This is a genomic window from Pseudodesulfovibrio sp. 7M6 (assembly GCF_050058625.1).
GTDB classification, from domain to species: Bacteria; Desulfobacterota; Desulfovibrionia; order Desulfovibrionales; family Desulfovibrionaceae; genus Pseudodesulfovibrio; species Pseudodesulfovibrio salinus.
Window position 1 is genome coordinate 2391094 of the sequence record NZ_CP188816.1, and the last position, 13678, is coordinate 2404771.

General features: G+C 56.1%; 14 protein-coding genes and 1 tRNA gene. 2 read left to right on the top strand and 13 right to left on the bottom strand.

Features of this window, described 5'->3' with window-relative positions; translation table 11 throughout:
• Nucleotides 1–236 precede the first annotated feature (236 nt).
• Complete coding sequence (locus ACI0FG_RS11410) at nucleotides 237–632, top strand: hypothetical protein (RefSeq protein WP_419785124.1); 396 nt, start codon at nucleotides 237–239, stop codon at nucleotides 630–632.
• 77 nt (nucleotides 633–709) lie between these two features.
• Here the strand turns inward: ACI0FG_RS11410 and pheT are convergent, their stop codons facing one another.
• The 13 genes from pheT to ACI0FG_RS11475 all read right to left on the bottom strand — a co-directional run bounded on the left by pheT (nucleotide 710) and on the right by ACI0FG_RS11475 (nucleotide 12153).
• The gene (pheT, locus tag ACI0FG_RS11415; protein ID WP_419785125.1) at nucleotides 710–3109 is read right to left on the bottom strand and encodes a phenylalanine--tRNA ligase subunit beta; all 2400 of its coding nucleotides are present in this window, start codon (nucleotides 3107–3109) and stop codon (nucleotides 710–712) included.
• Nucleotides 3110–3333: 224 nt separating this feature from the next.
• Complete coding sequence (gene pheS / locus ACI0FG_RS11420) at nucleotides 3334–4389, bottom strand: phenylalanine--tRNA ligase subunit alpha (protein ID WP_419785126.1); 1056 nt, start codon at nucleotides 4387–4389, stop codon at nucleotides 3334–3336.
• A gap of 2 nt (nucleotides 4390–4391) precedes the next feature.
• Nucleotides 4392–4745, bottom strand: a complete 354-nt coding sequence (gene rplT, locus ACI0FG_RS11425) for a 50S ribosomal protein L20 (RefSeq protein WP_419785127.1) — start codon at nucleotides 4743–4745, stop codon at nucleotides 4392–4394.
• A gap of 166 nt (nucleotides 4746–4911) precedes the next feature.
• Nucleotides 4912–5109: a 50S ribosomal protein L35 gene (rpmI, locus tag ACI0FG_RS11430; protein WP_419785128.1), complete on the bottom strand. Its 198-nt coding sequence runs from the start codon at nucleotides 5107–5109 to the stop codon at nucleotides 4912–4914.
• A gap of 43 nt (nucleotides 5110–5152) precedes the next feature.
• Nucleotides 5153–5701, bottom strand: a complete 549-nt coding sequence (gene infC / locus ACI0FG_RS11435) for a translation initiation factor IF-3 (RefSeq protein ID WP_419788386.1) — start codon at nucleotides 5699–5701, stop codon at nucleotides 5153–5155.
• Nucleotides 5685–7622: a threonine--tRNA ligase gene (thrS, locus tag ACI0FG_RS11440; RefSeq protein WP_419785129.1), complete on the bottom strand. Its 1938-nt coding sequence runs from the start codon at nucleotides 7620–7622 to the stop codon at nucleotides 5685–5687. Before thrS ends, infC begins: the two co-directional genes overlap by 17 nt.
• A gap of 96 nt (nucleotides 7623–7718) precedes the next feature.
• Nucleotides 7719–7793, bottom strand: a tRNA-Val gene (locus ACI0FG_RS11445).
• Nucleotides 7794–7999: 206 nt separating this feature from the next.
• Complete coding sequence (locus ACI0FG_RS11450; protein WP_419785130.1) at nucleotides 8000–8941, bottom strand: hypothetical protein; 942 nt, start codon at nucleotides 8939–8941, stop codon at nucleotides 8000–8002.
• Between the two features lie 132 nt (nucleotides 8942–9073).
• Nucleotides 9074–9763 carry a DVU0298 family protein gene (locus tag ACI0FG_RS11455; protein WP_419785131.1) on the bottom strand — a complete coding sequence of 230 codons (690 nt, stop codon included), beginning with the start codon at nucleotides 9761–9763 and terminating at the stop codon, nucleotides 9074–9076.
• 115 nt (nucleotides 9764–9878) lie between these two features.
• Nucleotides 9879–10496, bottom strand: coding sequence for a tetratricopeptide repeat protein (locus tag ACI0FG_RS11460; RefSeq protein ID WP_419785132.1), 618 nt, complete (start codon nucleotides 10494–10496; stop codon nucleotides 9879–9881).
• A 20-nt stretch (nucleotides 10497–10516) separates the two neighbouring features.
• A complete protein-coding gene (locus tag ACI0FG_RS11465) occupies nucleotides 10517–10882 on the bottom strand; it encodes a hypothetical protein (RefSeq protein WP_419785133.1) in 366 nt (121 codons plus the stop codon).
• 3 nt (nucleotides 10883–10885) lie between these two features.
• On the bottom strand, nucleotides 10886–11749 hold the full coding sequence (locus ACI0FG_RS11470; protein ID WP_419785134.1) for a YkgJ family cysteine cluster protein: 864 nt from the start codon (nucleotides 11747–11749) through the stop codon (nucleotides 10886–10888).
• Between the two features lie 215 nt (nucleotides 11750–11964).
• Nucleotides 11965–12153, bottom strand: coding sequence for a ferredoxin (locus tag ACI0FG_RS11475; RefSeq protein WP_419785135.1), 189 nt, complete (start codon nucleotides 12151–12153; stop codon nucleotides 11965–11967).
• Nucleotides 12154–12435: 282 nt separating this feature from the next.
• On the opposite strand from ACI0FG_RS11475, the gene ACI0FG_RS11480 reads away from it, so the two are divergent.
• The gene (locus tag ACI0FG_RS11480) at nucleotides 12436–13638 is read left to right on the top strand and encodes an aminopeptidase (protein ID WP_419785136.1); all 1203 of its coding nucleotides are present in this window, start codon (nucleotides 12436–12438) and stop codon (nucleotides 13636–13638) included.
• Nucleotides 13639–13678 lie beyond the last annotated feature (40 nt).

Consider the following 13678-nt stretch of genomic DNA (forward strand, 5'->3'; position numbering starts at 1 on the left):
CCTATCTATGTAGATTAAAATTTACAAAAACATTTTTTTTGTTATTTATAGTTTACAAAAAATATAATAGCAACCCATTTCAGTCAAAACACCATATCTTCAGGTTGCAGCGCCTTGAATAAAATTTCACCCGATTATGAAATTTTGTGTCTTTTTAAGATCTCCATTCGTATTAATAATATTAATGCATAAAAAGCCATTTCATAGCTTTATGACGACCAACAGGAGGATATGTAATGTCGATCAACAGAAGGTTTGCCCTCAAGACACTGTTCTGTTTGCCCTTCTTTGCCGGTTCCGTTGTCCAGGCCTTTGCTAAAAACGACAAGTCGGCGGAGAAGGAACGCAAGAAACAGGAAGCGGCCGAACAGCGCCAGCAGGCCAAGGAAGAACGGGAACAGCAGCGCGAAACGGATAGGGGAAAACGAGAACAGCTCAAAGAAGAACGCGAAAATCAACGCGAGATGGACAAGAAAGAGCGCGAGCAGAAAATGGACGTGCGCGAGTACGAGCGTAACGAGGATAAAAAAGAACGAAAAGCCGACAAGAACGCGCGCAAGCAGGAAAAGAACTCGTCCAAGGAAAAAAGCAAGAGCAAATCCAAGGACAAAAAATCAAAGGGCAAGAAATAGCGTTACCACTTCTCTTTTCAAAATAAAAAAGCCCGCTTCTTTGGAAGCGGGCTTTATCTTTACATTGCTCTTGCCGCCTAGAAGTGGACAGGCAGCTTGGATTGCAGGGCTTCCAGCACCTTCTGGTGCTCCTTATCCACTTGCTTGTCCTTCAAAGTCTTGGTGGGCGAACGGTAGGTCAGTCGGTAGGACAGATTGCGTTCCTCTTCCTGGCCCTCAGGCACATACTCGGCCACGAGTTCCACGGATTCCAGGATGCTCACTCCGGCTTCCTCGATGACCTTGCGGATGGCAGCGGCCGTAAGGGTGGCCGGGCCGATGACCGTCACATCGCGACGGCTGGGCGGAAACACCGGCAGTGGCGCAAAGGTGATGGCGTTCGCCTCGGCCATGGCCTTCAGTGCATCCAGGTCCATCTCGGCAAGCCAGACATCCTTGCGAGCGTGGTAGAAATCGGCCACGTCATTTTTGACCTTGCCGATCAACCCCACCAGGGTGCCGTCCACACGGACTTCCACGCACGGTTCAAGGAAGGCATGTTCCTCGGCCAGCGCGAATTCCGGCTCGGCAAGCTTGAGATGATTGCGCAGGAGGTGCTCAACGTGGCCCTTGATATCAAGGTAGTCAACGTCCTCGGTACCCCACGGCCAATCCGCCGCATGGCGGGGACCGGTAAGCAGGATGCCGAGCCCCAGGCATTCGCGGGTCTCGGTTTCCGAAGAAGCGTCGGCATAGAACCGCTTGGCGACTTCGAAGACACGGATATGACCGTTGCCGTGGGCCATGTTGTACTTCATGGTATTGAGCAGGCCGGGAGCCAGATTCGTCCGCATGGCGTTCTGGTCTTCGCTCAAAGGGTTGGCGATGTGAACCCGTTCCTCAACCGGGAGGTTGAGCCGATTCAAATCTTCATCGCCGACAAAAGAATAGTTGATCGCTTCATTGAGGCCGATACCGGCACCCCACAGCTTGATGGAGCGGATGAAGCCGTACTCGCTGTCGGCCACGCCTCCTTCCAGAGCTTTGGAGACGGTGGGCAGCACGGCCGGGATGCGGTCCAGGCCATAAACTCGGCCCACTTCTTCGTAGAGGTCAACCTCGCGCTCCAGGTCGAGCCGATGGGACGGAGAAGTAACGGTCCAGTTATCCGTGTTGGAATCATCCACGGTGCAACCCTCGCCCTCGAATACCCGCTTGGCGAAATCCTTTTCCAGATCCAGGCCGAGCAACCGCATACAGCGGTCATGCCGATAGCCGAGAACCCGATCCTTCCAGGGGCGGGGCTCATTGGAAGCCACGCCGGAGACGACCTTGCCGCCGGAAGTCTCGGCCATCAGCTGTGCCGCACGGTCGATGCAGTAGCGGTTCATCACCTGGTCCACACCACGCTCGAAGCGGTAGGAGGCATCGGAAGGCAGGGACAACCGACGAGCGGTCTTGCGGATGGTGCCGGGCCGAAACACGGCTGCTTCCAACAGGACGTTCTTCGCATCGGCAGTCATTTCGGAGTTCAGGCCGCCCATGACGCCAGCCAGTCCGACGGGCTTTTCGCCGTCCCAGATGAGCAGGTCGGCAGCGGTCAGGGTGCGCTCCATGCCGTCCAGCGTGGTGAACTTCATGCCGTCGCTGGCCGGGGCCACACGGATGGTCTGCCCCGCGATCAGGTCGTAGTCAAAAGAGTGCAGCGGCTGCCCCAACTCGAACATGATGTAGTTGGTGCAGTCTACAATGTTGGAAATGGGGCGCTGGCCAAGGGCAAGCAGCTTGAACCGCATCCAGTCCGGGCCCTTCCTGGCCGTCACATCGCGAATAATGCGCGCATTGTAGAGCGGACAGAGATTGGGATCGTCGATCTTGAGGGTGATCTCGCTGTTTACGTCGCCACCGGCTTCCACCAGATTCAACTTCGGCAAAGTCAGGGGCAGATCGAACGCGAGGGCGGTCTCACGGGCAAAACCGAGGATGGAGAGGCAGTCGGCACGGTTGGGCGTGATGTCGAAATCAAAGACCACGCGCTCCAGGCCAAGGGCATCGACCAGCTTGTCGCCGACCTTGAGGGAATCATCCAGGACCCAGATGCCGTCGTGATCGTCGGAAAAACCCAGTTCACGCTCGGAGCAGATCATGCCAAAAGACTTGACGCCGCGCAGCTTGGCCTTCTTGATAACCAGCCCTTCGGGCATGGTGGTGCCGACAGTGGCCACGGGCACGGTCTGTCCCTTGGCCACATTGGGCGCGCCGCAGACGATGGTCAGCGTTTCCGGACCGCCCACGTCCACGGTGCAGACGTGCAGGTGGTCGGATTCGGGGTGCTCTTCGCACTCCAGCACGCGGCCGATCACGATGTCCTTGACCGGTTCGAACGGATCGGTGATGCCCTCCAGTTCGAGTCCGAGCATGGTAAGTTTGTCGCCAAGCGCCTGAACTTCCCCCTCATAGGGGACGAACTCGCGCAACCAATTCAAGCTGACAAGCATGAGATGCCTCCGGCGGCCGGGGAAAAGGGGAGAAAGGGCACCTCTTGAGAGAATGTGCCGCCCGCCAATTCCCCGGACCCCATCCCCTCTCCTTTCCCAAGCCTACTAGCTGCGCCAGGCGCACGGGAACGGCGGAGATGTGATCTGTGTTATCGTAAAGAACTCAATTCAATAAAAAAAGGGCGGGGAAAGACGGATAAACCGTACTTCCCCACTGCACGCGTCTAGGCGAATTGTTCCAGGAAACGGACGTCGTTTTCGAAGAACATGCGCAGGTCGCCGATGCCGTACTTCAGCATGGCCACACGCTCAATGCCCAGCCCGAAGGCAAAACCGGTGTAGAGCTCCGGATCGTATCCCACGGACTTGAAGACATTGGGATCCACCATGCCGCAGCCCAGAATCTCGACCCAGCCGGTCCCCTTGCACACGCGGCAGGGAGAGCCGTCCTTCATGTGTCCCTTGCCGCCGCACATCACGCAGGAGATATCGACCTCGGCGCTGGGCTCGGTAAAGGGAAAGAAGCTGGGACGGAACCGGACATCGGTCGCGGCACCGAACACCTGGCGGACAAACACGGTCAGCGTGCCGCGCAGGTCGCCCATGGACACGTTCTTGTCCACAAGCAGTCCCTCAATCTGGTGAAACATGGGGGTGTGGGTCAGGTCGGAATCGCGACGGTAGACCTTGCCCGGAGCAATGACCGCGATGGGCGGCTGCTTCTTGAGCATGGAGCGGACCTGCATCCCGGAGGTATGGGTCCGCAGCACGATCTTGTCCGAGACGTACAGGGTATCCTGCATGTCGCGGGCGGGATGCTCGGGCGGGATGTTCAGGGCCTCGAAGTTGTGCCAGTCGTTCTCCACCTCGGGACCGGCGACATACTCGAAACCAAGCCCGGCCAGCACGGAGGTAATCTCCTGCATGACCAGGGTCACGGGATGCAGCGATCCGGCCCAGGGCTTGCGCCCGGGCATGGTGGGATCGAACCGGCTCAGGGCGCGGCCTGTTTCGGCAGCGGTCAGTTCGGCCTCCATGAGATCCATCAGCGCAGTAATCTGCTGCTTGATCTCATTGGCCTTCTTGCCGCCCTCGGGCTTGTCGGCGTTATCCAGAGCGCCCAGGGCGCCCATGGCCTTGGCCAACTTGCCCTTGCGGCCCAGGAACTCGATGCGGAGTTCCTCCAGTTCCTTTAACGAACAGGCCTGGCCCCTGCGAGATTCGCAATCCTGGGCCAGGCCGTCGAGTCCTTCCAGGAAGGACTTAAGTGCGTCATTCACGGTTAGTTTACCTTGGCTTTAGCTGCCTCGGCGATCTTTGCGAACACTTGGGGATCGCGAACCGCCATATCGGCGAGGACCTTGCGGTTAAGATCAATGCCGGCCAGCTTGAGTCCGTTCATCAGACGGCTGTAGGACAGTCCGTTGATTCGGGCGGCGGCGTTGATACGCACGATCCAGAGTTTCCTGAACTCGCGTTTCTTGCGCTTGCGGTCCTTGTAGGCATGGCACAGGGCCTTTTCAACCCGCTCACGGGCGGTACGGTACAGGCGGCTGCCAGCACCACGGTACCCCTTGGCCATCTTCAAATACTTCTTGTGACGCCGCTTTGCGGCAAGACCACGTTTTACACGCATGGTACTATCTCCATCATTTATACCTCCCGGGCTGGACGGACTCCCCCGACGAGGCAGATTGCTTTAAGGTTGTTTTCGATCCACGGACCTTGAACTGATGCCGACCGGGCAGGCGTGGGGGCGGTTGCCCCGCTTGAACGCTGTCGGCGGGCGTATATCAGACCAATTAACCGTTGGGCAGCTGACGACGCACGGCCTTCAAGTTGGCACCGTCCACAGTGGTGGACTGGCCAAGGCGGCGCTTCCTCTTGGCATTCTTCTTGGTCAGAATGTGCCGGAGGTTCTTTCTGCGGCGCTTGAACTTGCCGGAAGCAGTCTTGGAAAACCGCTTGGCAGCAGCGCGCCTGGTCTTGATCTTGGGCATATAGGCTCCTTGATTACGGGATATTTCCCGGTCAGTTTACTGACTATTTTTTACCGGGAGCAAGCATCATGGTCATGGTCCGTCCCTCGGCCACGGGCCTGCTCTCGACTTTCGCCAAGTCCTGCGTATCCTCCACAACGCGGTCAAGCACTAGCAAGCCGCGGTCCTTGTGGACGATCTCGCGTCCCCGGAAGAAGATGGTCACCTTGCAGCGATCCCCACCTTCCAGAAATTTTACTATCTTCTTGAGCTTGGTCTGGTAGTCGTGCTCGTCGGTCTTCGGCCGGAACTTAACTTCCTTGATCTTGATTACGGTCTGTTTCTTTTTGGCTTCCTGCAACTTCTTCTGCTGCTGGAACTTGAACTTTCCATAATCCATGATCTTGCAGACCGGCGGATCGGCATTGGGTGCAACCTCAACGAGATCGAGTCCACGCCCACGAGCGCGATCCAAGGCATCGCGAGTATCCAACACGCCCAATTGCTCGCCATCCTCGTCCACAACGCGCACCTTGGGGATGCGAATCCTTTCGTTACGCCGGACCGTGTCTTCCCTCTTCTGGTCGCGGCGATATTTACCCCGAAAAGCTATAGCTCATACCTCCTGCTTTAAAAGGAGCCATGGCTGATTCCTTAATCAGCTGCACAGCTTCCTCCACTGTCAACATGCCGGGATCCTCGCCATCGCGAGCGCGGATATTCACGCACCCGGCCTCTACCTCTTTGTCACCGACTACCAACATATACGGGATCTTCTCGACTTGAGCTTCCCGTACCTTAAAGCCCAGCTTCTCGTTGCGGAGATCCGCTTCTACGCGAATCCCTTCCCCCTTGAGAACCGCCTGGACTTTCTCAACAAATTCTCTCTGAGCATCAGTCACGTTCATGATCCGTGCCTGGACGGGGGCGAGCCAAGCAGGATACGCGCCAGCACAATGCTCCGTCAAGACGCCGATGAAGCGTTCGATGGAGCCAAGCATGGCGCGATGAATCATAACCGGCCTGTGCCGTTCACCGTCATCGCCCACATATACTATGTCGAAGCGCTCTGGCAAGGTGAAATCGACCTGAATGGTTCCGCACTGCCAGCTGCGGCCGATGGAATCAGTCAGGTGGAAATCGATCTTGGGACCGTAGAAAGCGCCGTCGCCCTCATTGATTTTGTAGGCCATACCGGACTTATCCAGCGCCTGGCGCAGGGATTCGGTGGCCACTTCCCAGTCGTGATCGGAACCGATGGACTTCTCCGGACGCGTGGAGAGTTCCACATCGTAGTCGAACCCGAACAGGGAATAGACATCGCCATAAAACTTCATCAGATTCAGAATCTCAGACTCGATCTGATCCGGGCGGCAGATGAGGTGGGCATCATCCTGAGTAAAGGTGCGCACGCGCATCAGACCATGGAGCACGCCGGACTTTTCGTGGCGGTGGACCACGCCCAGCTCAAAATAGCGCTGGGGCAGATCGCGGTAGCTCATGATCTTTCGCTTGTAGATGACCATGTGGGCCAGGCAGTTCATGGGCTTGATGCCGTAGGCCTGGTCATCGATCTCCGTGAAGTACATGTTTTCACGGTAGTTGTCGTAGTGGCCGGAGCGTTCCCACAACTCGCGCTTGAGGATGATCGGTCCCTGGACCAGATCGTATCCGCGCTTGAGGTGCTCCTTGCGCTCGAAATCTTCCAGAATAGCCCGCAGCAGCATACCGCGCGGGTGCCACAGCGGCATACCGGGACCGATCTCCTCGCTGAAGGAGAAGAGATCGAGCTGGTTGCCCAGCTTGCGGTGATCGCGCTTCTTGGCCTCTTCCAGACGGGTCAGGTGCTTCTTCAGCGCCTTGGGGTCCTGCCAGGCAGTGCCGTAGATGCGCTGGAGCTGCTTGTTCTTTTCATCGCCGCGCCAGTAGGCTCCGGCAACGGAAAGCAGCTTGAAGGCCTTGAGCATACCGGTCCGCGCCACGTGCGGTCCGCGGCACAGGTCCACGAAATCGCCGTTGGTATAGATGGTATAGGTATCGGCACCCAGGTCGTTGACAAGTTCGACCTTGTAGTCCTCACCCTTGTCGGCAAAAAATTTACGGGCTTCATCCGCGCTCATGGATTGGCAGGAAAACGGCTGGTCCGCGCCGACCATGGAGAGCATCTCTTTTTCGATGGCTTCGAGGTCTTCGGGAGTGAAGGGGCGCTCGAAATCGAAATCGTAGTAGAACCCGTCCTTGATGGAGGGGCCGATGGTCACCTTGGCGGTGGGGAACAGCTTCTTCACGGCCTCGGCCATGAGGTGGGCGGTGGAGTGGCGGATGACGGTAAGCCCCTCTTCGCTGTCTGCGAAGACGGGCTCGAGAGTAGTGCAGCCGGCGGGGATGGTTGCGGTCAGATCAAGAAGAGTCTCGCCGCACTTGGCGACCACGACCTGCTTGAACTGTTTCTTGGACAGCCCTTCATGAAGGGCTTCGGCGCAGGATGCACCTTCGGCCAATTCAACCGACTTGCCGGAAACTTCGATCTGCACGTTTCTTCTCCTTCTGTCCGGCTCTGCCGGATCTCGTGAAGCTGTACCTTCAAAACAATGAAAGGGAGGCACAAGGCCTCCCTTTCGGGGATTTTCTGGTAGGCGCGGAGGGATTTGAACCCACGACCCTTTGCACGTCAAGCAAATGCTCTCCCCCTGAGCTACGCGCCTTCATTGTCAGAAGCGGAGGCAATATCTATCGACAGACCCTTCCGTTGTCAAGCGTAACATTTCAATTTTTGCATTTTTTTCTTCTTCCCTCAAATTACCGAACCACTTTACACAACATTCTACAAGACATCCCGACGGGAATATCGTTTTCACCCATCAAAAGGATCTGTTTCTATCCCCTGCATGGCTAGCGGAATCAGGATCAGTTACAACTTTTTATATCTATTCCGCATTATGCCACTTAAATTCCATTTGGAACAAAAGGCCTTAAGCCCACTCCTAACGATTATGGTTGAAAGGCAAACAAGACAGGTAGCGCCTATTCCTTGACTGCTTAGTTCTGCAACCACAAATGAAACAATACACTCGGGCTTTTCAAAAGTTTTCACAGTCCGCTGGAATTTGCAATTAGGCGCACATATATATGGTCCGACCTTCCGCGACAGAATCCCAAGCACTCTTTTACCAATTTTGATATATTCTTTACTACCCGGTGGAGGAGGAAGCATTAGTCTCTCTTGATAATCTAATTGCCGCTTTGCCATCCTATTTACATTGGTCATAAAATCTATAGCACTATTGGGAACAGCTCTTCCAGTTTTCTCAATTAAATCTAGCTCACTAGTATTATTTATGCAATTATATTGGACTTCTTCCAATATTTGATCGGATGAAATATTATTCTTTTTCGATGTAAAGGCAGTCAACAAAGCTTCCTCTTCAAGACGCTCTGTCACATTTTTTAAAAATATCTCTCTAGCTTCAGTGTTTTTAATTGCTTTCGAAGAAAATGCTCTATTAATACAAATTTCAGCTTCATCTAAGTTTACATTATGTATTTTACAAATTCCAAGTAACACATTAGCTTCTTGATACAATTTTGTGCTTTTATTTGTATTAGTTACAATGACATCAAGAAATCCAGTTGCAGTTGCAAACTCTTCCTTATTTATCAAAGCTTCACAAAGATGCATCAACATTTCATAGTATTTTATTTGATGCCCAGTCGGAAGGAGTAATCCCTTGAGATCACGTGCTATAATCTTGCCGCTCTCAACATCAAGCACTTGACAGGCTGCAATGAGTTGTTTTCTTAAACCTGCGAAACGACGTTTTTGAGCAGGAGTGAAAGCTGGCGGGACGCTCACGGGGCCCTCTCAATGTATTAGTTTCATTAAAGACTGACTACACATCAGCCATTTCATATAATCCCAACAACCCAACTAATTACCTAAAGTATTACATATCGCGACCACACAAACAACAAGCATCAAGAAAAACTAGCCGAGCTTTTCAGTCGCTTCCCGGGCCAGCGCGGCCACGGTGGTGTCCAGCAGCTTGCCGTCGCGGAAGGTACGGATTTCCCGTTCATCGTCCAGGAGGTGCTTCAGGGCGTCCTTCGCCCCCCCGGCGCCGAGGTTACCCAAGGCCCAGGCCGCATAGGCCCGGTTGTACGGGTCCTTTTCATCCAGGGCCGTTATGAGGAACCGTTCGCTGTGTGCCACCAGCTCCGGCCGGACCTCGGCCAGACGGGCCAGCCCCCAGAACACGTCGCGCCGCAGCTCCGGATGGTCCAGATAGTTACCATCGCACGCCTCGTCGCAAAAAATGTAGGAGGCGAGAATCTTTTGATATTCCTTGGCAATTCTTTCATGCTGCACCATGGCCTCGGCCATGAAGTGCGGGATGCCCCAGCCGAGATTGCCGGACTCTTCATTCATATACCACATGCAGGTGCGCATCAGCACGCGCGCCTTTTCCATGGTGGCATCGGCCAGCCGGGCCGCCGTCAGGCCGAACGCGGTGACGGAACGCCAGCGAACAAGCTCGTCACGGTCCAGGCGCAAATTGAGCAACGGCGGCACCAACGCACCCGGCGCCCATTGATCGAGTTCGGTAAGGCGTGCCTGCCAGTCGTCGGAAGCGAGAATGGCGCGGAGGTCGGTCTTTATCTGGCGGAAACGAGGCATGGTTCCTCCTGCGGTAGCGAGTGAACGCGGGTCGGTCCCCCCAAAAAAAGGGGAACCGCCCACAGGCAGCTCCCCATAATATAATCACCGTTGCGGCCGAGGCAACAGGAACATGCTATTTGGACAGCACTTCCTGCTTGAACTCCTCGGGCACCTCAAAGCCGAATTCCTCGGCCTTGGCAATGCAGACCTTGGCATCTTCCCACTGTTCGTTGTGGGCGTCGATTATCGCCTTGTTGTTCCAGGCCGGGCCAAACTCGGGATGCTTTTCCAGGATTTCCTTGAGCAGTTTGTCCGCTTCCTCGTATTCGCCCATATTGATGAGCACGCTGCTCATGGTCGCCTTGGCCTGTACGAAGTTGGGGTCGAGCTTGATGGCCTTCTTCAGGGCCTGATGCGCCTTGTCCACCTCACCCAGCTGCAACTGGGCAAAACCGATGTTGCCCCAGGGCACGGCAAAGAAAGGACGCTGCTGCGTGGCCTGCACGTTGTAGTTCATGCACCCTTCCATGTCCCCGCGCTGCATGGCGATGCCGCCGAGCTGCACATAGGCCTCGGCCATCTTCGGAGAGTTGGCCACGGCTTCCAGAAACTCGGTTTCGGCTTCCATGAAGTCGCGACGGGAGAGGTAGGCCACACCCAGATTGTAATGGGTGTTGCCGCACTGGGGGTTGTCCCGCAGATGGGATTTGAGGTCGTCGATATAATCGTTGACGTTGTCAAACTGTTCCATGGTGTCGTTTCCTTCGGGCTTTACGGCTCAATGCCGTGTTTTTTCAAATGATCGGCGTACCAAAGGCAGTATTCGAATATCGGACGGACCTTTTCGAAGTTCATGACCAGCGAGACGTTGAACTCGTTGATCGCGTCGATGTACTCCTGATTGATGGTCTTGCCACTGTCCGAAAGATACAGCTGCGTCAGCTGATGCGAGGTGAAGCCGGTACGGTCGGTCCGGATGTCGATGGGGTCGAACGGGGCCGCAAACGGGTCCCACGCCTCATACCCCAGACGGTCCACGAACTTCCGCCGCCGGGGCGACATCTTTTCGTACATGTACCGTTTGCGGTCGGCGATTTCCTCGTCGGTCAGACTTTCGTAGTTGATGAAATCGGTCACGGCCTATTTTCCTCCGCCCAAGGTAATGGTCTTGAGATCGCAGGTGGAGCAGGCGGATTCTCCCGCCGTGCAGGAAGCGCAGGCTTCGCCCTTCTTCTTCGCCGCCTCCGCTTTTTTGGCGACGGGAGCTTCGGCTTTTTCGGCCTTGGGCTGTGCCGCCTTACTGCCCGTAAAGGTAGTCCCGGTCTGGGCCGCCTTCTTGGGCTTGGCCGGTTCCGCGCCTTTCACCCCCAGGTATTCCTCGGAGTAGTCGCTCACCAGGGCCATGGAGACGGGCAGCAGCATGTTGCCCAGGTCGCTGAACCGGCTGCCGATGCCCTTTTGCAGGTCCTTGCCGAGAGCGATGAGCCTGTCGAGGACGATATCCATATTTACGGTGGGGTACTTTTCCCCGCCCTTGAAACCGGAAAGATTGCAGGTGTGTGCCTCTCCGCCGATGGAGGTGGGCACGCCATAGAGGCGGCAGGTGATGGGACGGTTCTCATACAGGGCGCAAAGATCGTCATCGCCCAGCAGAGGACATCGGACACGTGCCTTGGCCACCTCGCGCAGCACTTCCGTTGCCGGAACACCTTCGCGGGAGGCCTTGTACACCTTGCGCTTGAGCTTGTGGATCAGGCGGTCTGCCTTGTCGGCCCGCGTCAGTATCTCACTGCGCTCAATGCCGGAGAACTTCTCGTTGAACTGCTTGTTTAAGTAAATGGCCTCCACCAAAGTGATGTCGAACAGTGCATTGCAACAGTCCGAACACCCTTTGCCACACTTTACCTTGTCGGGCATCTCCGCCTCGAACTTGGCAAAGAGGGCGTTCACCTCGGCGACAATGGCCTCATACCGTTTGAAATATTCCGTGAAATCAAGCGCCATTACGTTTCTCACTCCTCGTCCTGCTCAAAAATAGGCCGTCCCCCTCCGGGCCGGACACGTCACGGATAGATAAAGTCGCTAACCGAAACCGTCAACCACACACGGCAAAAAAAGCCCGAATTCGGGGAAACGAGAACAGGGGTTTCCCCCAAAATACAAAACGGGAGCAACAGGCCCAGCCCGCTGCTCCCGTTTCGATATAAATGCGTTTGAAACTATTCTTCTTCGACGGTGATAGCGTCGGACTCACAGACCTCGACGCAGGACTCACAGCCCAGACATTCTTCCATGTTCACGGGCACGGCTTTGCCGTCCTGAAGCTCGTAGACTTCAACGGGACAAACATCAACACATTCGCCGTCGCCGGTGCACTTACTGTGATCGACAGTGATTTGGTAACCCATTTTTCCCTCCAGAAAAGTGATTTGGGAAGCCCGTGTTGATCACGAGCCGATTGCATGCGTCATATAGGCCAATGGCTTCTTGGACGCAACAGGTTAGTTGACTGAACCGGCTCTTGGGCCGGACACGAGTTTGCTGATATAATCATGCACCCCCGGTGTCAAGCGACCATGATATTTTTCCGGGCCTAAGACGATCCATACAGACAATGGTTGAGAAGGGCACTCAAGTGGTTTATCCTCGCTTCATCCCGAATTTCAACCAGTAGAAAACCAAGGAACCACATGTTCAACAAAGAAGAACTGCAAAAATATGCCCGCACCCTGTGGTGGGGCCTTTCCACTGCCCGCACCAAGCCCTATGCTCCCGGCGACTTTGTGCTGCTTCGCTTTGATGCGGAAGCCCTGCCCCTGGCCGAGGCCGTCTACGATATGTTGGTGGAAAAGGGGATCAACGCCATCCCGCGCCAGAACCTGACCTCCAACATGGAGCTTTCCTTTTACGGCAAGAGCAATGATGACCAGCTCAAGGCCGTGGCCGCGGGCGAACACGAATTCGTGGGCGGCCTGTCCGGGCTGATCTCGCTCATAGCCCCGGCTTCGCTGACCCACCTTCAGCAGGTGGACCCGCGCCGCATAGGCACCGCCGCCGTTGCCCGCAAGTTCATGCGCGACATCATGGACAAGCGGGAACAGACCGGCGAGTTCGGCTGGACCCTCTGCCTCTATCCCACGGTGGCCATGGCCGAAGCGGCCGGGCTCTCCATGGACGACTTCAAGGCCCAGGTCTCCCGCGCCTGCTTTCTGGACCACGAGGACCCGCCTGCCAAATGGGCGGAAATCTTCGACGAGGCGGAGAAGGTCAAGTCATGGCTCAACGCCCTCGCCATCGAGCATCTGCGGGTCCAGACCGAGAACACGGACCTCATCGTGGTGCCGGGCGAAGAACGCCGCTGGCTCGGCGTTTCCGGCCACAACATCCCGTCCTTCGAGATATTCCTCTCCCCGGACTGGCGCGGCACAGAGGGCGTCTACTATGCGGACCAGCCTTCCTTCCGCTCCGGCAACTTTGTGGAGGGCGTGCGCCTGACCTTTGAGAAAGGCGTGGCCGTCAAGACCGAGGCCAAGACCGGCGGCGAGTTCGTGGCCAAGCAGCTCACCCTGGACGAAGGGGCCAACCGGCTGGGCGAGTTCTCCCTGACCGACCGCCGCTTCTCCAAGATCAGCGCCTTTATGGCCAACACCCTGTTCGACGAGAACTTCGGCGGGGACCAGGGCAACTGCCACGTGGCCGTGGGCGCGTCCTACGCCGACACCTATGCGGGCGACCAGTCCACCCTGGATGCGGCCAAGAAAGAGGCTCTTGGCTTCAACGACTCCGCCCTGCATTGGGATCTGGTCAATACAGAGCGCAAGACCGTCACCGCTACCCTGAAGGGAGGCGAAGAACTGGTCATCTACAAGGACGGCCAATTCCAATACGAATAGCCGTCTTCCCCAAACAGGACCACAACGGGGAGGGGCATCC